The following is a 26,540-nucleotide window of genomic DNA, read 5'->3' on the forward strand; positions in this document are numbered from 1 at the left end:
TTACATCGGTTTGTTAATTACCGCAACTGTTAAGCGACTGATGCAGCTCATTTTTCCTCGATCATCGTAAAGTTTAATATCCCAGATATGGGTTTTCGCACCACGATGAATTACGGTACAGATGCCCTTTACCAAACCATTTTTAACGGGGCGTAAGTGGTTTGCGTTTACTTCCAAACCTACAGCTACATACTTCTCTGGGTCGATGCACATATAAGAAGCGATGCTGCCGAGTGTTTCGGCTAGAACCACCGATGCACCGCCATGCAAAATTCCTGCAGGCTGATGAGTGCGCTCATCTACAGGCATAGTGCCTACAATATAATCGGCACCAATTTCGGTAAAGCGAATATCTAGCAATCCACCAATGTGGTTCTTAGGCCGATTGTTTAACTCATCTACCGTGAAATTTTTAAACCACATGGTAACGCTCTTTTAAGATGGAAACATGGTGGTTAACGTGGCCTGCCGAAATGAAAAGAATCGCCTTAACACTAATTTCCCTTTCAGATGCGGTGCCTTTACGGTTTAATTCTGCATCGTTTAGAGATTTATAAAAGTAAAGGTTAGCTTTCCTTAGGGTGGAGAATTCTTGAATCATGTCTTCGTAATTCCTTTCGCCAAAGTGTGCATTGGCAACATAGGCATCTTCATCGAATCCAGGCAGGTGTTGCATTTCGTTGCGTGCAAAACACATCATACGGAACGCAAATACGCGTTCGCAATCGATAATATGGCCGAGCATTTCTTTCAGCGTCCATTTTTCTGGCGCATAGGCATAATTTTCTTTTTCTTTATTGGTTTCGAACAGCGCAGGGATGCTGAAAACTTGCTCTTCTAAGATTTCCAGGATATCGCCATCAACTTTGCTGATGTACGTTTCTGCCCAGGCAGGATATTCGTTAGGCTGTGGTCGGTTCATAGGTTAAACTACTTTTTAATATAATTCTAAAGGTTGTGCCTTTACCAAGTTCAGAATCTTTTACAAAAATTTCTCCGCTATGGTAATTTTCTACAATACGCTTGGTAAGTGACAAACCCAAGCCCCAGCCGCGTTTGCGTGTGGTATAGCCTGGTTGGAAAACAGCATCGAATTTCGATCTGGGAATGCCTTTGCCGCTATCAGTAACATCGATAAACACCTGCTCTTTGGCTAAGTTTTCGATGATGTTGATGGAGATGGAACCTTCGTTTTCAATAGCATTTGCAGCATTTTTTAATAGGTTTTCAATCACCCAGTCGAACAAAGGGATATTTAACATGGCCCTAACTTGTTCATCGCCGGAAATGCTAAACTTTACTTTATCTGAAGTGCGGACTTTAAAATATCGAATAAAATCGCTGATAACGATGTAAACGGTATGGTCTTCCAGGATAGGTTTGGAGCCAATTTTAGAGAAGCGGTCGGTAATAATTTCCAAGCGTTTAATGTCGTTTTCCATCTCGGCGATGAGTGGATCGTCTTCTGCATCGAACTTGGATTTCATGAGCTCTGTCCATGCCATGAGCGAAGATATTGGCGTGCCAAGTTGGTGTGCAGTTTCTTTCGCTAAACCTACCCAAACATGATCTTGTTCGTCTCTTCGAGCAGAACTAAAAGCGGCATAGGCTGTTAGCAGGAAGAGAAAAATCACACCCATTTGTATGTAAGGAAAATAACGGAGTTGGGTAAGGATAAAGGAATCCTTGTAGTAGGCTAGCTTTTGTTGACCCATGATATTCATCATTACCGGAAGATGTTGTTTCTTCATCATACTCAATTCCCTCACGAAATATAGACTATCGTAAACTAATTTATCATTGTCTGGATACCATGTTTTAGTGCTGTCTAAACCACTCGAAGATAAAATTGTACCATCATTGTTAACTACGATAACCGGCATTTTTGTGTTTTCGCGAACATCTTCTACAACACTGGTAAAATTATCATTGTCATACAGCAGCATTGATCGTTCCGTGATTTTCACCCAAAGTTGAAATTGATTGGCCTCTTCTCGTTCCATTTTTTTCACGAAAGAATCGGTATAAAATACCGATGCAATGCCGATAAGGATGGCGAAGATGAGAAGAAAAAACTTCCAGCGGCGTTTCTTTTGATAAGGGTTCATGCTTTACAGAGGCAAATTACAACAACAAAACGGAAAAAAACCAAAACGATTATGCTTTTTCGCAAAACCATAAATGAGTTCTCTAAAAAAACGCAGGTCTTCATCACATCAAATCATATAAAACAGATGAAAAACATATCTTTGTGGCGTCTTGTGTAAGCTAGGCCATAGTTATGCTCGAAAGGCAAAAATGGCATACAGCGCCATAAACAGACCAATTATGGATAGAAAAGTTAGAGTAAGATTTGCGCCAAGTCCAACTGGTGGATTGCATTTAGGCGGTGTGCGTACCGCCTTGTTTAATTATTTGTTCGCTAAAAAAAATAACGGAACGTTTGTTTTGCGTGTAGAAGATACCGATCAGAACCGTTTTGTAGCAGGCGCCGAAGAATACATTGTAGATTGCCTAAACTGGTGCGGAATTATGCCAGACGAAAGTCCGGGTAACCCAGGTGCTTATGGTCCTTACCGCCAAAGCGAACGCAAGCCGAGTTATAGAAAATTTGCCGAGCAATTAATTGGCGATGGCTATGCTTATTATGCTTTTGATACGCCAGAGGAACTAGACGCTAAACGTAAGGAAATTTCCAACTTTCAATACGGGCAGGCAACACGTATGCAAATGCGCAACTCACTTACGCTAACCATTAGTGAGGTGGAAGATCTTTTGGCAGCAAAAACGCCTCATGTTATCCGTATTAAAGTGCCTGAAGATGAAATCGTTCATTTTAATGATCTAATCCGCGGCGATGTGAGTTTTGAAACAAGCTTGGTTGATGATAAAGTTTTATTAAAGGCGGATGGCATGCCCACTTATCATTTAGCGGTTGTAGTTGACGATAAGGCCATGGAAATTTCTCACGCTTTTCGTGGTGAAGAATGGTTACCATCTGCACCTGTACATATCTTGTTGTGGAAATATTTGGGTTGGGAAACTGATATGCCGCAATGGGCCCATTTACCATTAATACTAAAACCTGATGGGCACGGAAAATTGAGCAAACGCGATGGCGATCGCTTAGGTTTTCCAGTTTACGCTATGAATTGGACAGATCCAAAAACCGGAGACATTACCAAAGGGTTCAAGGAAATGGGTTTCATGCCAGATGCTTTCATCAATATGCTGGCATTACTAGGTTGGAATGATGGTACCGACCAGGAGTTATTCTCGCTGTTAGAATTGGAAGATAAATTCTCGATAGAAAGGATTAGCAAGGCTGGTGCAAAGTTCGATTTCGAAAAAGCAAAATGGTATAACCATGAGTGGATCAAACAATCGACCGCAGATACATTACAGCAATTGGTTAGCACTGAATTACATAAAGCGAGTATCGAAGCGGGCGACGTACAGTTTTTAAAAACCATAATCGATTTGATAAAAGACAGGTGCACCCTATTGCCAGATTTTGTAGCCCAAAGCAGTTACTTTTTTGCACCACCGGCTGAATATGATATAAATTCGGTTAAACCCAAATGGACTGCAGAAAAAGCTGCTTTCTTTAATGATTATGCAGATAAGCTTAGACTAGTTGATGCCGTAAGCGAGGAAGCTGCTTTTAAAGCCTTAGCAGAAGAAAAGGGTTTCAAGCCTGGAGAACTTATGTTGCCTTTTCGCATTATACTGGTTGGTGGCAAGTTTGGTCCTGGTGTTTTTGATATCGCTGTTCTACTGGGCGTAGCGGAGACCAAAGCTAGGATCGAGAAAGCGGTGATGTTGTTTAATAGCTAACATTTTATAATGACTATTACAAGCTAGGATATTTATCCTGGCTTTTTTTATGGCTATAAAACCTAAAAGAATAAATCAGGAAAAATATTTCTACTTTAGTCTAACAATTGTCCCATGATTATAGTTATCCATTCAGTTTAAAAATTTAGAATTATGCAGTGGTTTGGTAAAGGCAGTAATAATGTAGAAGATGGTAGAAGTGGAGGTGGCGGCAGAACCGCAATAGGCGGTGGCATCGGAATTATCGTAGTGGTATTGGGTTTAATTTTTGGAAAAGATTTAACCGGAGTCGTTAGTCAGTTGCCCACAAATGCAGGTACCGAAGAAGTTAAACAAGGCGTCCCGGCCAACGACCCTCAGGCTGTTTTTGTTTCAGGCGTATTGGAGTCTACAGAACAAGTTTGGGATAAAGAATTTGAAACCATGGGCAAACAATACGAATATCCAAAAATGCGTTTGTTCAGAGAAGGTGTACAAACCGCTTGTGGTTACGCACAATCTTCAGTTGGGCCATTTTATTGCCCAGGTGATCAGAAAGTGTACATCGATTTATCTTTTTATGATGAATTAAAAAACCGATTTGGTGCAGCAGGCGACTTCGCTCAGGCCTATGTAATAGCGCATGAAGTTGGTCATCACGTCCAAAATTTATTGGGTATTTCTGAAAAACTAGACCAAGCCCGGGGGCAGGTTAGTGAAAAAGAATATAACCGTTTATCTGTCAAATTAGAGTTACAGGCAGATTTTTTTGCAGGCTTGTGGGCTCACCACGCACAAAACTTGAAAGATTTTAAGTTAGAGGCTGGTGATATTGAAGAGGCTTTAACAGCTGCAAATGCCATTGGCGATGATAAATTACAGAAACAAGCTACCGGAGAAGTACAACCAGACTCTTTTACCCATGGTACATCTCAACAGCGGATGTACTGGTTTAAGAAAGGCTTCGAAACAGGAGACATCAGTCAGGGCGATACCTTTAACGCCAACAATTTGTAAAAAATTAAAACTTTTTTAAAACCGCTTTGTTTGTATACACCTAAGGGATATTTTGTATCCCTAACCAAACACAATTATCTCAAGCTTCTCATTTGTACAATAAAAAATGATCCTTATAGTTGATGATAGGCCTGAAAACCTGATTTCGTTGCAAAAAGTTCTACAAGCACACAATTTTGAGGTTGATACTGCATCATCAGGAGAAGAGGCGCTAAAAAAAGTCTTAAAAAATAATTATGTGCTCATCATTCTGGATGTTCAAATGCCAGATATGGATGGGTTTGAAGTTGCCGAAGCCATATCGGGGTTTAGTAAAGCAAAAGACACAGCCATTATCTTCCTATCAGCCGTTAATACAGAACTAAAATTTATTACCAAAGGCTATCTGAGTGGAGGTTTGGATTACATTACAAAACCAGTAGACATTCATGTACTGCTGCTGAAAATTAAAACCTTTTATCGCATTTATGAGCAAAGCAGGAAACTAAATGAGGTACAAGAAAAATTATTGGAAGAAATAGAGTACAGAAAGCTAGCCGAGAATAAAAAGGATGAGTTTATCAGTATTGCAAGTCATGAGCTGAAAACGCCATTAACAAGTGTAAAAGGATATTTGCAATTGTTGCAACGGAGCTTAACCAAAGACGATAAAATTACCGCACAAAACCACCTTGCCAAAGCAAGTGTACAGTTAGACAAACTAAACGAACTTATTGTAGACCTTCTTGATATTTCGAAAATTGAGAGTGGCAAAATGAAGTTCAACATGAAGCATTTTTGTGCCGATGAGATGGTAAACAATGCCATTGAAATGCTGCAACAGTCCAATCCCGATTTTCAGATTAATAAACTGGGCAAAACAGAAGAAACCATTTATGGTGATGAGATGCGGTTAGAGCAGGTAGTGATCAACTTTATTACCAACGCCATAAAATATGCACCCGGAACCAACCAGGTAAATGTAACCATTAGCCTAAGGGATGGTAAGCTTTACCTGGCAGTTAAAGATTTTGGTATCGGAATTTCCAAAGAACAACAAGCTAAAATCTTCGATAAATTTTATCGGGTTGAAGAGCATAGCAATAGATTTAACGGACTGGGTATTGGCCTGTACATTTGTGCTGAAATTATTAAAAGGCATGGAGGCTCCATTGGCGTAAATAGTGTTCCGGATGAAGGTTCGGAGTTTTATTTCATCGTACCCATTACCGAAGAAGAGATAGCCATCAATCAAGCATAATATCCCTAAAAAATATTAATGAAAACAACACTAAAAAATAATTTGCGTTTGGGCTTAGGCTTATCGCTAATTATTCTCATTATCAGCTCGCTTGCCTCTTATGTAAGCATCACTAACTTAATAAAAAGTACAGAACTTGTAAAGCATAGCGATGAAGTTATTCTTAAGGCTGAAAAAGTAATTTCTACGCTTAAGGATGCGGAAACCGGGCAAAGGGGATTTCTTTTAACGGGTAATAAATTGTTTTTAACACCCTATAACGGTGCAACAGAGTTGGCCCTAAAAACTTTAGACAGTGTATCGGCTTTAACCCGCGATAATCCTGCACAGCAAAAAAATGCCAGTCAACTTAAAGAAGTATTGGTTAAACGGTTCGGTATTATCACTTCCACCATTGAAATTAAATCGCTGGGCGGAATGATAGATCCAACAGTATTAATTCAGGGAAAAACCTACATGGATCAGGCTCGTGCAGCTGTTAATGCCATTGTAAAGGAAGAAAAGCGCCTGTTAGAAGAACGTACGGCGGCCTTAAATAAACTCATATCTTACACGCCGATACTTATTTTAATCGCAGCCTTTCTGGCTATTCTTATCACCCTTTTCTTCTATAGAAAGGTGTCTGTAGATTTTGATGAACGCGTAAAACTTCAGCAAGAAATTGAAGATAAAAAGCTGGAAATGGAAAAACGCATTACGGCTATCAAAGAAATTGCTTATCAGATTTCGAAAGGTAATTACGGCGTTACGCTTGATAGCCAATCGAGAGACGATATCGGAGAACTATCCGGATCGTTGAACGCCATGTCCTTATCACTGAAAAAATCTTTTGATACGTTAGCCGATAATGAGTGGTTGCAAACAGGTGTTGCCAATTTAAATGTGAAAATGGTAGGTGAAAAAGATGTTTTTCACCTTGCTGATGATATTATTGAATTTTTGGTAACCTATACCAAAAGCCAAATTGGCGCCATTTATTTATTTAAAGATGATGGATACCTGCATTTAAAAGGAAAGTTCGCTTTAGAAGGACAGAATTTATCGCCGGTATTAGAATTAGGACAAGGTTTAGTTGGCCAGGCAGTTAAATCGGGGAAAACTATTATTATTGATGATGTACCGCAAAACGGTTTAACCATTACCCATGCAACCGGAAATATAAAACCCGCTCAATTGGTGGTAATGCCGATAGTTAGAAACGGCATTTCTATTGGAGGGTTAGAGATGGGCGCTGTTAGAGCACTTACAGATCTACAACTTCATTTCTTGAATTTGGTTATTTCTGATGTGGGTACTGCCCTTTTGGGTGCACAGAATAGGCTTAAGTTGCAGCAACTGTTAGAAGAAACGCAGGCGCAATCTGAAGAATTACAAGTGCAACATAACGAGCTCGAGGGAATGAATGCGGAGCTTGAAGCTCAAGCACAGAAGCTACAGGCTTCTGAAGAAGAACTTCGTGTACAGCAAGAAGAGTTGCTGCAAAGTAACCAGGAGCTAGAAGAGCGAAGTAGTTTATTGGAAGAAAAAAATGAACTTATTGAAGAAAGAAATGTCGAAATTCAACAGAAAGCCGAAGCACTTGAACTAAGCACCAGATATAAGTCGGAATTTTTGGCAAACATGTCTCACGAATTGCGCACACCGCTAAATTCCATTTTGTTACTGTCTAGATTAATGGCAGAAAATGAGGATATGGATAAAGAGCACCAGGAATACGCTGAAGTAATTCAGAGCTCGGGCCAGGGTCTACTTAGTTTAATCGATGAAATTCTCGACCTATCGAAAATAGAGGCGGGTAAGATGGAGCTTGACAGAACCAATGTTAAGATTAGCGATATCGCATTAAATATGCGTTCATTATTTAATCCATTAGCGAAAGATAAAAACCTGGAGTTGATTATCGCGAAAGGGGATGATGTACCCGAATATTTTCATACTGATAACATGCGGTTGGAACAAATCCTGAAGAATTTGCTATCCAATGCGCTGAAATTTACTTCAAAAGGTTCAGTAAAATTTGATATCACTAAAGATGAGAAGCTTAAAGCCCTCATATTTAAGGTTACCGATACGGGTGTTGGTATCGCACCAGATAAGCAGGCAATGGTTTTTGAAGCGTTCCAACAAGCGGATGGATCTACGCGTAGGAAATTTGGTGGTACCGGTTTGGGCTTATCTATCAGCAGAGAATTAGCTAAACTATTGGGTGGATACATCGATCTAAAAAGTAAAGAAGGTGAAGGAAGTGTGTTTACCTTAACACTGCCGATAGATAAGAACAAAAGTTTGGAAAACGGGGCAGATCCAGAGGAGAAACCCATCACAATAGTTGCCGAACCGGTGGCAAAAGTGAGCCCATTAACTGTTACCAACATTCCACAAGAAATCGAGGATGATCGGGATAACATCACTGCCGATGATAAGGTGATTTTAATTGTTGAAGACGATACGCCCTTTGCAAAAACGTTATTAGATTTTACACGTAAAAGAAACTATAAGGGCCTTGTGGCTGTACGTGGAGATGTTGGCATTGAAATGGCAAAAACCTTTAAGCCACTGGCTATCCTTCTGGATATACAGTTGCCAGTTAAGGATGGTTGGCAGGTTATGGAAGAGCTTAAGGCCGATCCAGGCACCCGGCCAATTCCTGTACACATCATGTCGTCTTTGCAGGTAAAAAAAGAAAGTTTGCTAAAAGGAGCAATCGACTTTATTAACAAGCCCTTTGCTTTCGAGCACATGCAAGAGATTTTTGCGAAACTGGAACATGCCCTTAGCAGGCATCCAAAGAAGGTGCTCATTGTAGAAGAAAACGAACAGCATGCCAAAGCGCTCAGCTATTTTTTAAGCAACTTTAATATCCAGACCGAAATTGTAAACCAGGTTAATGAAAGTGTTTCTGCGTTGCACAGGCCAGAAGTTAACTGTGTTATTTTAGATATGGGGATTCCTGATAAACATGCTTATGAAACGTTAGAAGTGGTTAAGAAAACCCCGGGGTTAGAAAACCTACCTATCATTATCTTCACTGGAAAGAACCTTTCTAAAGGTGAAGAAAACAGAATTAAGCAATACGCAGATTCGATCGTTGTTAAAACTGCGCACTCTTACCAAAGAATTTTAGATGAAGCTGGTCTATTTCTTCACCTTGTAGAAGAGAAAAGCAAAGACAAACCCAAGGTTTCTAAGAAATTTTCTGAACTGCAGGATGTGCTTAAAGGTAAAACAGTACTGGTGGCAGATGACGATGTAAGGAATATCTTTTCGCTAACAAAAATGTTAGAGCAACATCAAATGAAAGTTCTTGCAGCAACAGATGGTAAAGAAGCATTAAAGTTGCTAGATGAGCAAGCAAAAGTTGATGTTGTACTCATGGACATGATGATGCCTGAACTGGACGGATACGAGACGACGACTGCGATAAGGCAAAACCCCAAATATCGATCGCTTCCTATACTGGCAGTAACCGCCAAAGCCATGATGGGCGATCGCGAAAAATGTATCGCAGCAGGAGCATCAGATTACATTAGCAAGCCGGTAGATATGGATCAGCTGGTGTCGCTGCTACGCGTTTGGTTATACGAAAATCACTATAAATCTTAGCCCATTTTATTTTATATGCCTCAAAAATTAATTCTTATAATTGATGATGATAACCGAAACATTTTCGCTTTAAAAGCTGTTCTAAAGGCGAAAGGTTTTGAATGTTTATCTGCAATTAGTGCCCGCGATGGTTTTTCTATTATGGAAGAAAAGGAAAAAGTCGACGTGGTATTAATGGATATGATGATGCCAGACATGGATGGTTACCAAGCCATGGCAGCGATGAAAAAATCGCCAAAAATGCAGAATATTCCTGTACTTGCCGTAACGGCACAAGCCATGGTTGGCGATAAAGAACGCTGCCTGAGTGCAGGTGCTTCCGGTTATGTATCTAAGCCTATTAATGTAGATGAATTATTGGTTCAAATTGAAGAAGTAACAGCATAAAGTGATAATCGATGCCATTGATAATGAACAGGTAACAACGCTCCTAAACGACGTGCTGGAAGTGCATGGTTACGACTTTCTGGAGTATTCTGAAGCATCTATCAAACGACGAATTTTACGTTTGTATATGCTCGATAATTTTGTAAGTTTCGCTGAATTTAGATACGCAATCAGAAATGATAAGGCGTATTTTAAGCGGTTCTTAGAAGAAATCACGGTCAATGTTACAGAAATGTTTCGCGATCCGACTTTCTATTCTTCATTGAGAAACGATGTTTTACCAGTGTTGGGTACCTACCCGTTCATCAGAATTTGGGTGGCAGGTTGCTCTACGGGAGAAGAAGCATATTCTTTAGCTATTGTTTTAAAGGAGTTAAATTTGCTCCACAAATCACTTATTTACGCTACCGATATCAATCCCTCGGTTCTAGAAAAAGCCAAAAGAGGCATGTTCCCTTTACATTATCTAAAGGGATATTCAGAAAACTACGTTCAAGCGGGCGGCACAAAAGATTTCTCTTCATATTATGCTGCAAACTATTCTCTTGCAAAGTTTGATGAATCATTAAGTAGCAAAATGATTTTTTCTACCCATAACCTGGTGTCTGATCATTCTTTTAATGAATTCCAGCTGATTCTGTGCCGCAATGTTTTAATCTATTTCGATAAAGAATTGCAACACAAGGTTTTCCATCTTTTTGATAGCAGCTTAGAAAAATTAGGCTATTTAGCATTAGGCAGTAAAGAAAGCTTAGATTTTTGGAGCAACGCCAAATACTATAAACGCATTAAAAGCGAAAAGATATGGCGGAAGATTTAGCATTTGGAAAGTGTGGAGCACTCGTAATTGGAGGCTCAGCAGGGAGTTTAGATGTGCTTCTGGAAATGTTTCCGAACCTAGATAAAAACATTAACTTTCCAATCATCGTAGTTACGCATCGAAAAGCAGGTAATGATTCATTATTGAGCGATCTTTTACAAGGCAGAACACCTTTAAAAGTGATGGAAGCTGAAGAGAAAGTTGCTTTGAAACCAGGTTGTGTATACATCGCACCAGCAGATTACCACTTGTTGGTAGAGCAAAACCATACCATTTCGTTAGATTATTCAGAAAAAATAAATTACTCACGGCCTTCAATAGACGTAACCTTCCAATCAGCAGCAGAGGTGTTTAAGGAACAATTGGTGTGCATTTTGCTTTCGGGGTCTAATGCAGATGGTGTAGAAGGATTAAAAATGGTAAACAAATATGGGGGTTTGGTGGTTATACAAAACCCGGATACCGCCATTATGCCTTACATGCCGCAACAAGCAATTGAGCATGTTAAAGTTCACATTTCGGTAGACAGTTTTAAGATGGCCGGTTTTGTAAATAAATTAATTAAAAATAGTTATTAAATTTGCCTTTGGGAGATAGACTTATGGCCGATGTGAAAAAAGTTTTCGTTTTTGATGATAACAGGGATATTTTAGACCTCTGCACTTTCATTCTGGAAGATGCTGGTTATGAAATTAAAACATCAGAAAGTGCCAATGAAATCGAAGATCAGGTTTCTGCTTATATGCCCGACCTTATTTTTATGGACAATTGGCTGCCAGACTTGGGCGGAATCCAGGCTACCAGGGCCATTAAAAGCAATCCCCATTTAAAGCACATCCCTGTAATCTACTTTTCTGCTAATAATGATATCTCATCACTCGCCGATCAGGCCGGTGCAGACAGCTACCTTTCTAAACCTTTTGACATTGCGGCCCTAGAAGATATCGTAAAAAAACACTTAAGTTAGCTCTTGCCCCAAATGCGGGTGTTTAAATCTAATTCCTGAACAATATCGCACATAAAGTTTATCGCATTGATATCGTCATTTAAGTTTTCCATTTTAAGTAGAGATTTAAATACTGGCGCTTCGAAATAGTTCCTGTCAAGCGGGAAGGCGATATACATCCTTGAATCTAGAAAAGATAGCGAAATTTGATATTTCGAATTATCGTTCAGCTTTAAAATTCTTTCCATTAACATCGGCGTTAAAATGTAACGCGATCCAACCTGGTCGTTGCCGTAGGTAATAAAGGCTTTGTCAAAATCTGGGTTTTCTAATTTCACTACGCTTCCACCATCAGAAGAGAACACGTTAGTCAGCCATGATCCAAGTGCGCTGCCAAAATATTTTGGGCGAATAATCATCTTATTGGTGAAATTTTTGTTGAAATCTGCCGCAAAAATAATTCCTTTAAAAATATCGTGCCATTGCGTTTGAGTTCCGTTTTTTGTTTGAGTAGTTGTTTTGTATTCCGCATGTACCTCGGCAAAGAAAAAAGCCGTTTTATCTATCTTACCTTTTACTAAGTCTTCAGAATGATAACGATCTGGCGTAGTTTGAAAAAGCTGCGTATACGCAAATTCAGTTTCGTAGATGCCATTGCCAGGGCTTATGGTTAGGCTTTCGTTAATTGATTTCAGTGAAGCACCTATTACATCTCTTTTATAGGCCTGTTTGTAGGCTTGTAGGTCGTCGTCTATTTTATATAGAACAATACCGCCATAAATTATCGGTCCTAAAGCTGCAATTACAGCCGGCACCACCATGTTAAATGAAGCACCTAATATAAACAATAAGATGCCTGACCCTAAAAACAAATAACCATTGGTTTGTGTAGACGCAATTTTTTTGCGCTTCTCTTCCATAGCAGCCAAAACACTTTGTAGGGCTGCCTGGTTGCTCAAATTTAACGGTGGCATTAGCTATTAAAAAGTGCTTTAGCACTGATGTTTTGTCTTTCTGCTTCTGCTGCAGCTAATACAGGCATGGGTTGAAAATTAAGCATTCCGGCAAATAGATTTCCTGGGAACATCATGATGCTGTTGTTGTAGTCTGTTACTGTAGAATTATACGTCCTTCTCGCTGCGGCAATTTGTTCTTCGCTTTCGGTCCAGGTAGTTTGTAAATTTATAAAGCTACTATTGGCTTTCAAATCGGGGTAATTCTCGATATTAACCATTAAACCCTTCACAGTGCTGCTTAACTCGGTGTCTAAAGCAGCTTTCTCAGTATCAGAGATAGTTCCAGATGCGGCCTGTGCTCTCAAACCTACAATTTTGGTTAAGGTTTCTTGCTCATAAGTCGTATACTGCTTAACAACTTCAACCAGGTTCGGTATCAGGTCGAAACGTTTCTTAAGCATTACATCAATGGCAGAAAAAGCATTAGTAACCTGGTTTTTCTTACCAATAATGCTGTTGTAGAAAAATAGGGCAAAGAGTGCGATGGCGATAACAATAATTGCAATAATCATATAGCGTGGTTTAATTTAGTCTTTTAAATATAGCAAAAGATATCAAAAAGCGCTATTTCCTTTCGTTTGATCTTTCTTGCCGCTCTTTTAGTGCTCGTCTTTCTTGCCGTTTTTGCTTTCTAAGACGATGGCTCTCTTGCATTTCTTTAAACTGGCTTATATGTTGTTTAATTTCGTTTTGTTTTTCTTCCGTTATGCCTACACTATGCTTAATGCCTAAAAATAATGCACGCCAGATTAGGCTAAAAAAAGAAGTGTTTTCTGGTTTTTCATAAACCACATGAGCAGATGTAAATTTCCCTGCCGGATTTGGATTTTCTGAATTAATGATTAAAGCGTTCGCTAGGATGGAAATTAATCCACGGGTAACCAAATGGTCCTTATCTGGATCATTACGCATTAATGCCACTGATAGGTCGTAGTAGTAGAAATCTACATTGCCCTCTGCACCGCTTTCGTTCGCTTTGAAATTAAATTTAAGCTGATCTACGATGCCACGATTTATCCTAACCAGCCCTAACGGTTTGGTAATTTGATTTAATACCCGGGCATTAAAACTATGCAACTTACCGTTGTAATTAAAATCACCTTTAGGTGCGGTGAGGTCGAACTTAAAATTTAAATCGAGCTTGCCCTGGCCGAGTAGGTATGTATTTAGGCTAATCTCCATATTTGGATTTATGGCTTTGATTTTTGGAAGATTAGTTACATTTTTAAAAACACCCGAGGTATGTTCAAAAGAGATTCTACCTCTTTGCTGGCTTTCGCTGTTGTAAACGCCATAACTCACATCAACATCTTTAATATGAATTTTTTCTATCAATACAGGCGGGGCAACTTTTTGTAGTAATTGGTGCGGAAAGCGGCCAATCTTTTTCTCGCTAACATTGCCCGCAATTGCTCCGTTACTAAAAACCGAAACCAAACCGTTGGCAATGTTCATCTCTTTGGCCATGAGTACCTGTTTACTAATGTATACCGGTAGATCGATCCCATTCATTGTAATGTCACTCATTTGAATGTGAAACCGATCTGTGGCATGGCCAGCTACGGCTGCAAACTTCATCTCATCATAGCGAGGTGCTAACTGAAATTTATTTACCCTCAGTTTACCTGTAGATGCCCTAAAATCTAGCTGATTCAGCTTAATATTATACATCTTATTGGGCGTAGTATACTGGTAGTCTTTTAAATTGATGATTACATCCTTAAGCAAATAAAAGCGGGTTGGATCGTCTGAAGATGTAGAATCTACCAATAAATCTGTTAAGGTAATGTTGAGATCATCGATGCTGAAAGCCGTAGCTTTTGAAACATTATTATTGATGTATTTGAACCCTATATCCTTAAAGCGAATAGTGTTAATTCTAAATTCCTTTAAGCTTTTTGATATAAATGCGTACGGCGATTTAATTGGCCGAGGTGGGCGACCTTCATTAAAAGCAAATTGTCTATTCACCATTACCACTTTCGGTTTATCGAATACCAGTTCTTCAATTTGAAGCTTTCTTTCCCGATATAGTGTAATTGGATGAAAGTGTTTAATCACTAACTTATTTAATGAAACTGTATAAAGGTTATTGGGGGCTCGTTCGAGCTTGATAAGTTCTTTAAAACGTGTGCTATCCGGTATAATTTTTACATTCTCAAGCGTTGCACTTCCCGTAAGGATGTTTGTAGAGACTTTAGAGAAAGTAATTTTGTACAAGCTATCGGTAGACGTATAGAGCAGTGTTTTTATTTGTGAAGTAAGCAGTGGACGAGATTTTACATTTAAAACCCAGGCTACAATCACCAAAACTGTTAAGATAAAAAAGATGATTGATGATATCCATTTTAAGGTCTTGTATTTGCTTGTCTTGATTGTAGGCATTTAGCAGGAACGGCTTGATTTTACAGCAATATACATAATTATAAAAAAGATGTATTAATTTTTCTCTTTACGTGCAGCTTTCCGGTCGGCCCGCTTTTGCTCGCGAATTTTTTTAGCAATAACCTTTTGTTGCTTAACCGGATTTTTTTCTGGTACAATGCCAACACCTACAATATCTTTAATACCAACAAAAAGTGTTTTCCACATCAGGTTGAAGAAAGACGCAGATGCGATACGGTTATTGGTCATGGTTGCTGTACGTGGTGCATCGCCCTTGGTAGGGTTCTCATCTTTAACCAAAAGCGTATTCGCCAGGAAGGAAAGTAATCCTTTTTGCTTTGTTCCTTCGCCATCAATGTTATCTGAAAGCAAATTAACCTTCAAATTGTTATAAAGCATATTCATCGAACCATTTGCTCCCCTCAAATTTCCTGTAGCCTTAAAATCAATGTGCTGTAAGTTTCCACTTTCTATTTCTACCAATCCAAGTGCTTTAGATAGCGGATTAAGATTCCGAAGATCAAACTTGCCCAGACTACCATTATAGGCAAACGCACCCGTGCTGCTGGTGAGGTTAAAATCAATAGACAGGTTCAGTTTGCCAGAGCCCATTAACAAAGTGTTTAGGTTAGCCAATGCATGGCTCTTTTTAGAAAGCTGAGTGCTGTCATTAGTCACATTTAAAATATTTCCGCCGAGCGAATTAAATGTGATGCGACCCGTTTTCTTGCTTGCGGGATTGTACTCTGCATATTTAATATCGATGTTCTTAAGCTTGATGGTATCTATAAGGGTGCTTATTTTTAGCCGCTGCAAGGCCATATGCGGAAAGTTTTTTCCTTTATCAAGACCTGCCGGAGGTCCAGATTCCCTGCTCATAAATACTTCTACCGTGGCCCGACCAATTTTCAATGATTTGGAGTGAAGTTTTTCATCGCTGTTGAGCTTATTAAAATCTACGCCATTGAAGATAACCTCGTTAAAAATGAGATTGTAACGATCTTTTTGGGAATTGTACTTTCTGGCAAATGTTAATTCGGGGTAGAGGGGCGTAAGCTTGAAACCCTTAATGGCAATTTTTTTTGATGCTGTTGAACCACTCAGAGTATCTACACGCATGGTATACATTTTATCTTTGGTAGTCGATTTGTAGCCCGCAATGTTGAAGGCAATATCTTTCGTGTAATAAAACCGGCTGGTATCGGCACCGGAAAGCGAATCTAACAGAAAATCATTTACAGTAATATCGAGGTGCTTAATTGCATTCTTAGTTTTTACTGAAGTGCTTTTGTTGACGTAATCGAAATCTGCATCGATCACTTTTATAGAACGTACCCTGGCCGATTTAAAAGTTTCGGAAATTTGATCGTAAAGCGATTTTTTAACGGCGGAAGTATCTGCCTTTTTTGGCACTTTATAATAAGTTACGTTAATCGATGGCCTGTCGAGGATGATTTCCCTTATGTTTAGCTGCTTTTTAAAATAGGCAGTAAGAATCCCTGCACGTGTAATCTGCAGTTTTTTCAGTTTGAGCTCGAATACATGAGCAGGGGCAAGGCTTTGTTGTTTTAAACTGTCAAAAACAGCGGTATCTGCCTTCAACGTTACATCTCTCAAGGCCAGGCTCCCCGTAATTAAATTTAAGTTGATACTTTTAAAATCTATTTGATACAGGTGGTTCGAACCATTGTATACGCCCTGCTTAATTTTCTCGGTAAGTATAGGTTTCCATTTTGCACTCAAAAACATGGCAGCAAAGGATACAACTAAGATTAGTCCGCCAAGAATACTTCCAATCCAAATCCATATTTTATTTTTATGCTGTGCTGTCATTTTTAGGGCTTATCGGTATAGAACAGATAAGTGATAGAAAGGTTTTTTAAGGCATTATGCATTAGGGCACAGCCCTTTGTGTTTAAACCGGATATTAGCGGGCACGACGCCCCAAAATTTTTCGGTTTAGAGTGCTATGTAGTAATTTGGGTGAAGCAATTGCTGTTGGGGCGGAGTAAAGCGGTTAGCCGGACTATACTTAAACAATGTTGCCGGCTTTGCTTTCCAAATTAGTTTACAAGTCATTAAGATCAAGGTTTATATCACTAAGCAACTGATGATTTAAGCATAATATGCGCTTAATAATAATTTGTGAATTAACATTAACTTAACATTGAGCTTGTAGCTTTGTAGCATATTAAGAATTAACATGAACAATATTTTTAAGTTCTTTACCCCACAAGATAGAAAGTTTCATCCGCTTTTTGAGCAAGCTGGCAGTAATGCATTAAAGATTGCAGAGGCGCTTTTAGAGATGGTTAGTACAGCCGACGCTGAAAACAGGAAAACTGTTTTTAAAGAAATTGAGCGTTTAGAGCATGTAGGCGATGATATTACCCATTCGATTTTTCTGGAGTTAAGCAGGAACTTTATTACCCCTTTCGATAGAGAGGATATACACGCTCTAGCTACTGCAGTTGATGATGTAGCCGACTATATTTATGGTACGGCTAACCGCATGCAGATGTATAACATGAACGAAATAAGCGAGCCAATTGTAAAAATTGCCGAACTTTTGGTAGAAATGTGTACAGATATTGATAAGGCAATTAAAGAATTACGCAGTTTTAAAAACATTCGTGTAATTGCTGACGCATGTATTCGTATCAATAGCGGCGAAAACCAGGCCGATTATGTATTTACCTTGGCGGTTGCCCGTTTATTTGAATACGAAACCAATGCAATTGAATTAATTAAACAAAAAGAGGTTTTACAAACGATAGAAAAAGCGACAGATAAGTGTGAGGATGTAGCAAATGTGCTTGAAACTATCTTAGTTAAAAACGCTTAATAATACACAAACATGGTAACTACCTTATTGGTTGTTGTTGTAATTCTGGCCATTGCTTTCGATTACATTAATGGCTTTCATGATGCCGCTAACTCGATTGCAACGGTTGTTTCTACAAAAGTACTTACGCCATTTCAGGCGGTTTTGTGGGCAGCGCTTTTCAACTTTGCTGCCTATTTCTATTTTACCGACCATAAAGTTGCCAATACAGTGGCTAAGACGGTAATAGAAAACTATATTACATTGGAGGTTATTTTGGCTGGCCTGGTTGCCGCCATTATCTGGAATTTGTTGACCTGGTGGTATGGAATTCCTTCAAGCTCTTCGCACACTTTAATTGGTGGTTTTGCAGGTGCAGGGATGACGCATGCCATGCTTACAGGTGCTAGTGCTTTGGATGCCGTAAACACGGGTTATGTAATTAAAATTGTTTCTTTTATCGTGTTGGCACCGATTATTGGTATGTTAATTTCGGTGGTTCTAACTTTAATTATTATCAATATCTGTCGCTATGCTAAGCCTGCTACTGCAGAGAAATGGTTTAAACGTTTGCAGCTTTTATCTTCTGCCGCGTTGAGCTTTTACCATGGAGGGAATGATGCCCAGAAGGTAATGGGGATTATTGCAACCGCTTTGATTGCTGCTAAAGTAATTCCAGATTTCGAAGCCATGCCTGGCTGGGTGCCAATTGCCTGTTACTCCGCAATCTCTTTAGGTACCATGAGTGGTGGCTGGAAAATTGTTAAAACAATGGGTTCTAAAATTACCAAGGTAACTGCGTTAGAAGGCGTAGCTGCTGAAGGTGCTGGTGCAGTAACGCTAGGTATAACCGAACATTTTGGTATCCCGGTTTCTACCACGCATACCATTACCGGATCTATTGTAGGTGTGGGTGTAGTTAAAAGTGTTTCGGCAGTGCGTTGGGGCGTTACCATTAATCTAATTTGGGCTTGGATTTTAACCATTCCGGTTTCTGCCACATTAGCCGCGATTATTTACGGCGTTATTTATTTATTTAAGTAGGGCAGCCTAAAAACATATTTATCAAAAAAAAGACTAAGGCATTTGCTTTAGTCTTTTTTGTTTTACAACTTTAAAAGTTCATTAATAATTGCAGTTAGGCCTATACCCAAAAAAATTAACGGCAAGAGAAGAAGGTTTAGGCCTGTTAAAAATAGTGTATCATACCAATTTAGGGGCTTGATTTGATAATAATATTTTCTAATTAACAAAAAGCCAACAGCAGTTCCCAATATGCCCATTATAAGTGTGGTAAAATCCATCGTACTACTTCTTCTTCATGTTTCTGGCTACGTCATGCGCTAACAAATCTTTACTTTGTTCTAAGTCTTTGATGATGGAATCTTGATTTGAAGCGGAATGGTTTTGACTTAATTTAAATACGTGCTCAATTTCATTTACAGCAATCTCGAACCCGGTGATGGCTTTGAGGTGTTTTTGAATATAATCTTCGCCTAATTGATTAAATGCGGCAGGGCTGGTTGCAGGGTTTTCATACTTATCGGTTAAATCCTTTATTACTTGATAAGTCTCTTCCGGCTGCATTAGCCTTATTGTTCCCTTTGCTTGAACTGTTTTATAATTCCAGGTAGATGCTGATTTAGGATTTTCGTAAACAGATGCACTTACATAGGCATGTGCGCCTGAGAAGATGGCCAACACATTCGGATTTTTTGAAAACGCAAGGCAATGATCTGTTTTTGTCATGACATGACCAATCAATTTTAGAGTATCACCGGTCTTAGCTATACTTACCGGAATTTGGGTAGCTACCGGATACACGCCATCGAAACCCACCAAAGTGATAAAAGGATGTTGTTGCATAAAATGCAAAACTTCCTGTGCACCAGCAGTTGAGAAATAGGAAAGTTTGTACATGGCTGTTACATAAAAGAATGATGATCGGTAGCGCTGGGTGTTAAAATTTAATGCTCATTTCGACAATATTATTGCCGTTTTTCGGTAGCACCCAATCTGGCCCATTTAAAACAAGTCTCCTGGCTTCGGCATCTGTTTTATTGTTGATGGATTTTATAACCTTAATATCTGTAGGCCGGCCATCTTTCTTTACCTTAAAACGAAGTACCACATATTGCTCGGGCCCTTTCGGGTTGTAACGCTTGTTGTTATTTTCGAGATATTGTTTATAGTCTATTGTAGCAACCGGAACGGGTTTTGTAATTTCTTCGGTTGGCTTACCGTTAAGATTTTGCTCTGCCCGCAGCAAAATTTTCGGGGCTGGAATGTTCTCTTTCTTCCGTCCGTTACTTCCGGTAATTAAAGCAATTTCGTTTAACGATTTATTGCCACTTAATGCCTCTCTAATAACCCTTGGGTCTTGAGCGCCCACTACTGGTTCTTCTTTAAAACCAAGCGCATTGATGATAAGGTCTTTGTCTTTAGCGCTACTATCTGCAGGAAGTGCAAAATAGCCGTTTACATTCGTTGTGGTTATTTTGTCAGAACCAGCCAGTTTTACCACCGCACCTGGAATGGGGTTGCCGTTCCTTTGGTCTACAACACTTCCAATAAATACCATTTTTTCACCCATTGGTGCTGCTGCACGGGCAACCACTACCTCGCTAAGCTGTGGGGCACCAGGGTTCGACTTTCGATCGTCGAGATTTGCAGTAGCTTTAGCTTTGTTAAAACGAGTAAGATCTTCAACGGTTTCGCTCTCCGCGCTTTCGAATGCCGGACGTTGCGCAAGCGGTGCTTTCTTTGTGTTTATTGCCAGCTCATTTGTTTTAGCATTTCCAATTGCCTGATCAATTATTGCAGCTTTTCTATCTTCAATCGCATTTGCCGCTGTATCAGTCGGTTTTGTTGTAGCTACTGCCGTGCTTGTATCCAACCGAACAATAACACCATTGGCCTTCCGAGCGGCAGTTTCTGCATTTCTGCGATTGCTTTCACGCATAAAAAATAAGATGCTTACCGCAATAAAAGCTACTGTTGCTGTAGCAGCAATGCTTAAACGTTGTGTGGTAATGCCCCAAAGTTTACGTCTTATTGGCTTTTCTGCAATCCTATCGTGCAACTGTTTTTGGAGAATAGATAATGTTTGCTTGCGCTTTGGCGATTGTTTTAGCCCCTCTAGTGCTTCTGCCACAAATGGATCTTCTAATGCCTGCTTTTCTACAAAGTGCATAGCTTTGGCATCAAGCTTACCATCCAGGTAATCTTCCAATACATCAATATCTAACCAATCGTTATTCACCACTATTCTTCTCTATACAGATTTTTAAATTCCGCTTACCATTTTGGATGTAGCTCTTTACCTTTAGCATGTCGTAGCCGGTGATATCGGCTACCTCTTTATAGCACTTTTCCTGTAGATAAAATAAATCTACGCTTTTTCGCTGTTCTTCGGTTAAAGTTTCCATGCACTTTTCCATAATGGTAAGTTGCGTTTCTTTTGTGTTGTCGATATCTAGATGCACCAGGTCTGTATTTTCCACAAAAGTATCATCGATGGAAACATGGCTATGTTTTGCCGATTTCCGCAAAGCCATTAAACAATGGTTACGCGTTAAAACGTGCAACCAGCTTTTGAAATTTTGTACCTCGTGTATTTTTAGCTTGCCTACCAGTTCCTCGAAAATTTGCATTACAGCATCTTTGCTTAGTTCTTCATCCTTAAAATAATTAAGGCAAACCCCAAAAACAAGGTGCATATATTTGTTATAAAGTGATCCCAATGCATCTAAATTGCCAGTATTTTTATACTCGGCAATTAGTTTGGCATCATCTTGCTGCGTGTTTCCAGCTGTATACTTTATAAACTTCAAAAAAAGGGGAGCTAAGTCAAAATTTCATTCAAGTATAAAAAATATTTCTGAGTGATGTGGCATAGGCCGATGATTTACCTTTGGCAATTTAACATTCTTAGCTTTCAGCCCTAAAAATGCTATATTTATTTTGTAAACCATGCCAGATTATGGCAGCTGATTTGCTTAACAAAACCAAACACACACAGATGACTACAATTAAAATGTTAACCGCATCGCTGGCTATTTGCTTTGCGCTTGCTCCAAAAGCAAATGCCCAAATTAACCTTGGCGATATTTTTAAAAAGGTAATTGAGAAGCAAGGCGCTTCTACCAATGCAACGGGAACGCCCACTACATTCGAAATAGGACAAGGTATAAAGGAGGCTCTACAAATCGGAGTATCTGCAGGGGCAGATCGATTATCGGTTAAAAATGGCTTTTTAGGGAACTTAGCTGTGAAAATTTTAATGCCTCCTGAAGCACAAAAAGTGGAAAGAACTTTAAGGGGTTTAGGCTTTAATAAGCTTTGCGATAATGTGATTACCAGCTTGAACAGAGCAGCGGAAGATGCCGCAACAGAAGCAAAGCCTATATTTATTTCGGCAATTAAGCAAATGACTTTAACCGATGCAACAAACATATTGCTTGGAAAGAAAGATGCCGCTACCGAGTATTTTAAACGTGTTACAACGGCGCAGTTGATGCAAAAGTTTAGTCCAATTGTTACCGCAAGTTTAAATAAAGTAAATGCCACGAAGTATTATACCGACTTAACCACGCAATACAACAGGTTGCCTTTAGTAAAACCGGTAAATACCAACCTAACAGAATACGTAACTCAAAAAGCCATTGATGGTTTATTTATTGAAGTGGCGAAAGAGGAGCTCAAAATCAGGGATAATTTTAGTTCGAGAAGCTCTACCTTATTGCAAAAAGTTTTTGGCTACGCTGATAAAAAGAAAGGATAAGTCTTGCTAAAATAATAAAGCTAAAAAGATCTGGGTTTGGAAACTCCCCGGATCTTTTTGTTTAAAAACAATTCGTAAAATTGCACATGATGAAATTTCGGGTGCCATTTTTATTCGCTTTTAGTGTTTGTATCACTTTGTTTTTCGGATGTAATTCGGGCAACCAGACCGCAACTAAGTCTGAAGCTGTTTTGGATACCGTATCGTTAAGCAGCAAAAGTTACGCTTTGGCCTATCAGGATGGCGACAAGATTGTAGCCACGAGCATTGATACCATGAAGCAGATATCATTTGGCGGCGCAACAGACCCTGCAATTTCACCCGACGGAAACATGTTTGCTTACACAGTGCCCGATTCTTCTGGCGGGCGGAGCATTTGGATTGCAGATTTAGAAAACAAGAGTCAGTTGCAATTACAAACCAACAGCAATAACTTTTACGGGGCAACCTGGGCGCCTGATGGTCATTTAGTGGCCTTTAGTATTTCTAATAAAGACGGTGTATGGAAAATTGGGCTAATGAAACCCGATAATACCGGTTTTGTAATTTTGGATAACCACTCGAAAGTGAGTTACAATGCCCCAACATGGAAGGGCAATAAAGAACTCGTTGCCCACAATTTAGATACACTATTTACTTTCGATGCTACCGGAAAATTATTAACTACCCAAGATATAAGCGAGTTAATAAGCAAAGATTATGGTTTATCTAGTAGCAGCAAATTCTTTTTTACGCAGGATGGAAATACATTGGTTTTTAACGCAACCCATGGTGAAAGTGTAGCAGAATTAAAGTCGAGACTGGAATCTGTATTCTCCTTAGATTTAAAAACGAAAAAGATTACAAGAATCTCGCCTGCGGGGATTAATGTACCTTATCTTTTTGTAACTGCCGACGACCGGATATTTTTCAGTGGCGCAGCAGTGCCTTTTACCAATCAGAAAGTTTATTTTGCGGATTTGGAAGGAAACGTTAAAACGCTGGTAGAGCGGGGCGCAAATCCAAATGCGAATTAATGTGCTTTCTTGCCAAATTTTAAACTTTGACAGGTTGAATGTTGACAAAGGACCAATTGTAGTGCAAAATAAACCCGATTGCAGCGTAAAGCCCCGCATTCCTGATTTTTTATCGGGGCGGGCTTGAAGTGTAAAGCGGGACCGAACCCTGCCGAAAAGCATCACCAATACCTTTTCAAAAATAAATGCCATTTAGAAGGCTGGTCATTCTGCCAAGCTGACACCTTCTATTCTTGATTTGTTTTGATTTTGACAGTACAGGTGCAAATTTGTCCCTGAAAACCTATTGGCATAAAAAGTGTTAATTGTATGCTTAGTTAAAAAACTTAAATCAAAATAAAAAATAATAAAAGTTATGGCGTTAAACCTTAAACCAATTGCTGGCAGTTCGAACAGAGTAATAGTTGAACCGGCTGCGGCAGAAGAGAAAACTGCATCGGGTTTGTATATCCCTGATACTGCGAAAGAAAAACCATCTAAAGGAACTGTAGTTTCTGTTTCTGAAGAGGATGCTGACGGTAAAAAAGCTAGTGTAAAAGTTGGCGATGTTGTTATTTATGGTAAATATGGTGGTACCGAATTTCCTTATGAAGGAAAAGACTACTTAATTATGCGTGAAACAGATATCTACGCGGTAGTTGGGTAATTCTTTAAGTTAAAAATAGAAGTTAAAATGATAAGATGATGCGGTTTAACAGATCGTAAGTCGTAATTCTAAAAATAAAAACAAAAATGTCAAAACAAGTAAAATATAATGTAGAAGCCCGCGACGCCCTGAAACGTGGCGTTGATATCTTAGCTAACGCAGTAAAGGTAACATTAGGCCCGAAAGGCCGTAACGTAATTATCGACAAGAAATTTGGTTCTCCGGCAATTACTAAAGATGGTGTAACTGTTGCAAAAGAAATCGAATTGAAAGATGCGGTTGAAAACATGGGCGCTCAAATGGTTAAAGAAGTAGCTTCTAAAACAGCAGATATTGCTGGTGATGGAACTACAACTGCTACGGTTTTAGCACAAGCCATTATTACTACAGGTATTAAAAATGTTGCTGCGGGTGCAAATCCAATGGATTTAAAACGTGGTATAGACAAAGCTGTTGCAGCTGTTGTAGAGAACCTAAAAACGCAATCGCAAACGGTTGGTGAAGACAACAACAAAATTAAGCAAGTAGCTTCTATCTCAGCTAATAATGATGAGGTGATTGGTGCATTAATTGCCGAGGCAATGGGTAAAGTGGGTAAAGATGGTGTAATTACTGTTGAAGAAGCAAAAGGTACTGAAACTGAAGTGAAAACAGTAGAAGGTATGCAATTTGATAGAGGTTACTTATCTCCATATTTTGTTACCAATGCTGATAAAATGGAAGCAGAATTAGATAATCCTTACATTTTAATTTACGATAAAAAGATCAGCAACATGAAAGAATTGTTGCCGGTTTTAGAGAAAACAGTACAAACTGGTAAACCATTGGTTATCATTTCTGAAGATTTAGATGGTGAAGCATTGGCTACTTTAGTGGTAAACAAAATCCGCGGTTCATTAAAAGTTGTTGCTGTTAAAGCACCAGGATTTGGCGATAGAAGAAAAGCAATGCTAGAAGATATCGCAATTTTAACAGGTGGTATTGTTGTATCAGAAGAAAGAGGTTACAAATTAGAAAACGCTGATTTAACTTACCTAGGTTCTGCTGAGAAAGTTGTTGTTGATAAGGATAACACTACTGTAATTAATGGTGCCGGTAATTCTGATGACATTAAATCTCGAGTGAGCCAAATCAAAGCTCAAATTGAAACCACTACATCTGATTACGACAAAGAAAAATTACAAGAGCGTTTAGCTAAATTAGCTGGCGGTGTTGCGGTTCTTTATGTTGGTGCAGCAAGTGAAGTTGAGATGAAAGAGAAAAAAGACCGTGTTGATGATGCTTTACATGCGACCCGTGCAGCAGTAGAAGAAGGTATTGTTGCAGGTGGTGGTGTTGCTTTCATCCGTGCGGTAGCGTCTATTGCTGATTTGAAAGGCCTTAACGAAGATGAAAATACTGGTATTCAAATCATCCGTCGTGCTATCGAAGAGCCATTACGTCAAATCTGTGAAAATGCAGGTGTTGAAGGTTCTATCGTAGTTCAGAAAGTTAAAGAAGGTACGGCAGATTATGGTTACAATGCCCGTACTGGTGCTTACGAAAACTTAATCGGTGCAGGTGTTATTGATCCAACTAAAGTATCTCGTGTTGCTTTAGAAAACGCAGCGTCAATTGCAGCTATGTTATTAACTACAGAAGTTGTTCTTGCAGATGATCCTGAAGAAGCAGCTGCGCCAATGCCTCCAATGGGCGGTGGCGGTATGGGTGGCATGATGTAATCCGTATTGAAACCATATTCGCGAAACTATTTCGTGTAAAAAAAACCTTGGGATAATTTATCTCAAGGTTTTTTTTTGTGCCTTTAAATTCTACTAAACCGATTTTATTCCTAAAACGTGAAGTGGTTGATTTGTATTGGTGTAAATATTTATTTGTGTAATAGAAAGATTACGTTCTTTGACTTTAGATGTTGAACGATGAGTATGAGAGCTCAATACTCATAACTAGGTAGGTGTTAATCAGACAATGGTACACCCGATTGATTTAGCATATTATTATTGTCCCGAAGTGTTTGAGATTAAGAAGCCCCGTTAGATGA

24 protein-coding genes are annotated in these 26,540 nt (G+C 39.1%); 14 read left to right on the forward strand and 10 right to left on the reverse strand.

Annotated elements, in window-relative coordinates; all coding sequences use genetic code 11:
- Genes OQ268_RS04635 through OQ268_RS04645 form a run of 3 tightly spaced genes read right to left on the reverse strand, consistent with a single transcriptional unit; the run spans position 1 to position 2,108 of the window.
- Positions 1-423, reverse strand: a complete 423-nt coding sequence (locus OQ268_RS04635; RefSeq protein ID WP_265854931.1) for a hotdog fold thioesterase — start codon at positions 421-423, stop codon at positions 1-3.
- Complete coding sequence (locus OQ268_RS04640; protein ID WP_265854932.1) at positions 413-922, reverse strand: DinB family protein; 510 nt, start codon at positions 920-922, stop codon at positions 413-415. The genes OQ268_RS04635 and OQ268_RS04640 overlap by 11 nt, the downstream gene beginning before the upstream one ends.
- A complete protein-coding gene (locus OQ268_RS04645; protein WP_265854933.1) occupies positions 903-2,108 on the reverse strand; it encodes a sensor histidine kinase in 1,206 nt (401 codons plus the stop codon). Before OQ268_RS04645 ends, OQ268_RS04640 begins: the two co-directional genes overlap by 20 nt.
- Positions 2,109-2,328: 220 nt before the next feature.
- Here OQ268_RS04645 and gltX point away from each other — a divergent pair, with 220 nt between their 5' ends.
- The 8 genes from gltX (at position 2,329) to OQ268_RS04685 (ending at position 11,850) form a co-directional block, all read left to right on the forward strand.
- On the forward strand, positions 2,329-3,837 hold the full coding sequence (gene gltX, locus OQ268_RS04650) for a glutamate--tRNA ligase (RefSeq protein WP_265854934.1): 1,509 nt from the start codon (positions 2,329-2,331) through the stop codon (positions 3,835-3,837).
- Between the two features lie 153 nt (positions 3,838-3,990).
- The gene (gene ypfJ / locus OQ268_RS04655) at positions 3,991-4,833 is read left to right on the forward strand and encodes a KPN_02809 family neutral zinc metallopeptidase (RefSeq protein WP_265854935.1); all 843 of its coding nucleotides are present in this window, start codon (positions 3,991-3,993) and stop codon (positions 4,831-4,833) included.
- A 106-nt stretch (positions 4,834-4,939) separates the two neighbouring features.
- Entirely contained in the window at positions 4,940-6,073 is a 1,134-nt protein-coding gene (locus OQ268_RS04660) for a sensor histidine kinase (protein WP_265854936.1), read from the forward strand.
- A gap of 18 nt (positions 6,074-6,091) precedes the next feature.
- On the forward strand, positions 6,092-9,676 hold the full coding sequence (locus OQ268_RS04665; RefSeq protein WP_265854937.1) for a response regulator: 3,585 nt from the start codon (positions 6,092-6,094) through the stop codon (positions 9,674-9,676).
- A 15-nt stretch (positions 9,677-9,691) separates the two neighbouring features.
- Entirely contained in the window at positions 9,692-10,063 is a 372-nt protein-coding gene (locus OQ268_RS04670; RefSeq protein WP_265854938.1) for a response regulator, read from the forward strand.
- Between the two features lies 1 nt (position 10,064).
- Positions 10,065-10,883: a CheR family methyltransferase gene (locus OQ268_RS04675; RefSeq protein ID WP_265854939.1), complete on the forward strand. Its 819-nt coding sequence runs from the start codon at positions 10,065-10,067 to the stop codon at positions 10,881-10,883.
- Entirely contained in the window at positions 10,868-11,461 is a 594-nt protein-coding gene (locus OQ268_RS04680; protein ID WP_265854940.1) for a chemotaxis protein CheB, read from the forward strand. The genes OQ268_RS04675 and OQ268_RS04680 overlap by 16 nt, the downstream gene beginning before the upstream one ends.
- Positions 11,462-11,484: 23 nt before the next feature.
- The gene (locus OQ268_RS04685) at positions 11,485-11,850 is read left to right on the forward strand and encodes a response regulator (protein WP_265855160.1); all 366 of its coding nucleotides are present in this window, start codon (positions 11,485-11,487) and stop codon (positions 11,848-11,850) included.
- On the opposite strand, the gene OQ268_RS04690 is transcribed toward OQ268_RS04685, so the two are convergent.
- Genes OQ268_RS04690 through OQ268_RS04705 form a run of 4 tightly spaced genes read right to left on the reverse strand, consistent with a single transcriptional unit; the run spans position 11,847 to position 17,063 of the window.
- Positions 11,847-12,803, reverse strand: a complete 957-nt coding sequence (locus OQ268_RS04690) for a DUF3137 domain-containing protein (protein ID WP_265854941.1) — start codon at positions 12,801-12,803, stop codon at positions 11,847-11,849. The two genes, OQ268_RS04685 and OQ268_RS04690, sit on opposite strands and share 4 nt — an antisense overlap.
- A complete protein-coding gene (locus OQ268_RS04695; RefSeq protein ID WP_265854942.1) occupies positions 12,803-13,357 on the reverse strand; it encodes a LemA family protein in 555 nt (184 codons plus the stop codon). Before OQ268_RS04695 ends, OQ268_RS04690 begins: the two co-directional genes overlap by 1 nt.
- 52 nt (positions 13,358-13,409) lie before the next feature.
- A complete protein-coding gene (locus tag OQ268_RS04700; RefSeq protein ID WP_265854943.1) occupies positions 13,410-15,230 on the reverse strand; it encodes a hypothetical protein in 1,821 nt (606 codons plus the stop codon).
- 54 nt (positions 15,231-15,284) lie between these two features.
- The gene (locus OQ268_RS04705) at positions 15,285-17,063 is read right to left on the reverse strand and encodes an AsmA family protein (RefSeq protein ID WP_265854944.1); all 1,779 of its coding nucleotides are present in this window, start codon (positions 17,061-17,063) and stop codon (positions 15,285-15,287) included.
- A gap of 370 nt (positions 17,064-17,433) precedes the next feature.
- Between OQ268_RS04705 and OQ268_RS04710 the strand changes: the two genes are divergently transcribed.
- Both OQ268_RS04710 and OQ268_RS04715 read left to right on the forward strand, forming a co-directional pair.
- Complete coding sequence (locus OQ268_RS04710) at positions 17,434-18,075, forward strand: DUF47 domain-containing protein (RefSeq protein ID WP_265854945.1); 642 nt, start codon at positions 17,434-17,436, stop codon at positions 18,073-18,075.
- Positions 18,076-18,087: 12 nt separating this feature from the next.
- Positions 18,088-19,098 (forward strand): inorganic phosphate transporter, encoded by a 1,011-nt coding sequence (locus OQ268_RS04715; protein ID WP_265854946.1) that lies wholly within the window; start codon positions 18,088-18,090, stop codon positions 19,096-19,098.
- Between the two features lie 264 nt (positions 19,099-19,362).
- Here the strand turns inward: OQ268_RS04715 and OQ268_RS04720 are convergent, their stop codons facing one another.
- From OQ268_RS04720 to OQ268_RS04730, 3 genes are read right to left on the reverse strand one after another with little or no spacing between them, the layout of a single operon-like run.
- Positions 19,363-19,974, reverse strand: a complete 612-nt coding sequence (locus OQ268_RS04720; protein WP_265854947.1) for an FMN-binding negative transcriptional regulator — start codon at positions 19,972-19,974, stop codon at positions 19,363-19,365.
- 40 nt (positions 19,975-20,014) lie between these two features.
- On the reverse strand, positions 20,015-21,316 hold the full coding sequence (locus OQ268_RS04725) for a carboxypeptidase-like regulatory domain-containing protein (RefSeq protein ID WP_265854948.1): 1,302 nt from the start codon (positions 21,314-21,316) through the stop codon (positions 20,015-20,017).
- Positions 21,309-21,887: an RNA polymerase sigma factor gene (locus tag OQ268_RS04730; RefSeq protein WP_265854949.1), complete on the reverse strand. Its 579-nt coding sequence runs from the start codon at positions 21,885-21,887 to the stop codon at positions 21,309-21,311. The genes OQ268_RS04725 and OQ268_RS04730 overlap by 8 nt, the downstream gene beginning before the upstream one ends.
- Positions 21,888-22,075: 188 nt before the next feature.
- Here OQ268_RS04730 and OQ268_RS04735 point away from each other — a divergent pair, with 188 nt between their 5' ends.
- The 4 genes from OQ268_RS04735 to groL all read left to right on the forward strand — a co-directional run bounded on the left by OQ268_RS04735 (position 22,076) and on the right by groL (position 26,220).
- The gene (locus OQ268_RS04735; RefSeq protein WP_265854950.1) at positions 22,076-22,837 is read left to right on the forward strand and encodes a DUF4197 domain-containing protein; all 762 of its coding nucleotides are present in this window, start codon (positions 22,076-22,078) and stop codon (positions 22,835-22,837) included.
- A gap of 86 nt (positions 22,838-22,923) precedes the next feature.
- Positions 22,924-23,853: a TolB-like translocation protein gene (locus OQ268_RS04740; protein ID WP_265854951.1), complete on the forward strand. Its 930-nt coding sequence runs from the start codon at positions 22,924-22,926 to the stop codon at positions 23,851-23,853.
- A gap of 355 nt (positions 23,854-24,208) precedes the next feature.
- Complete coding sequence (locus OQ268_RS04745) at positions 24,209-24,499, forward strand: co-chaperone GroES (RefSeq protein ID WP_029281770.1); 291 nt, start codon at positions 24,209-24,211, stop codon at positions 24,497-24,499.
- An 86-nt stretch (positions 24,500-24,585) separates the two neighbouring features.
- Positions 24,586-26,220, forward strand: a complete 1,635-nt coding sequence (gene groL / locus OQ268_RS04750) for a chaperonin GroEL (protein ID WP_265854952.1) — start codon at positions 24,586-24,588, stop codon at positions 26,218-26,220.
- The last annotated feature ends 320 nt before the right edge of the window (positions 26,221-26,540 follow it).

This window comes from Pedobacter sandarakinus, from assembly GCF_026240095.1.
GTDB lineage: Bacteria > Bacteroidota > Bacteroidia > Sphingobacteriales > Sphingobacteriaceae > Pedobacter > Pedobacter sandarakinus.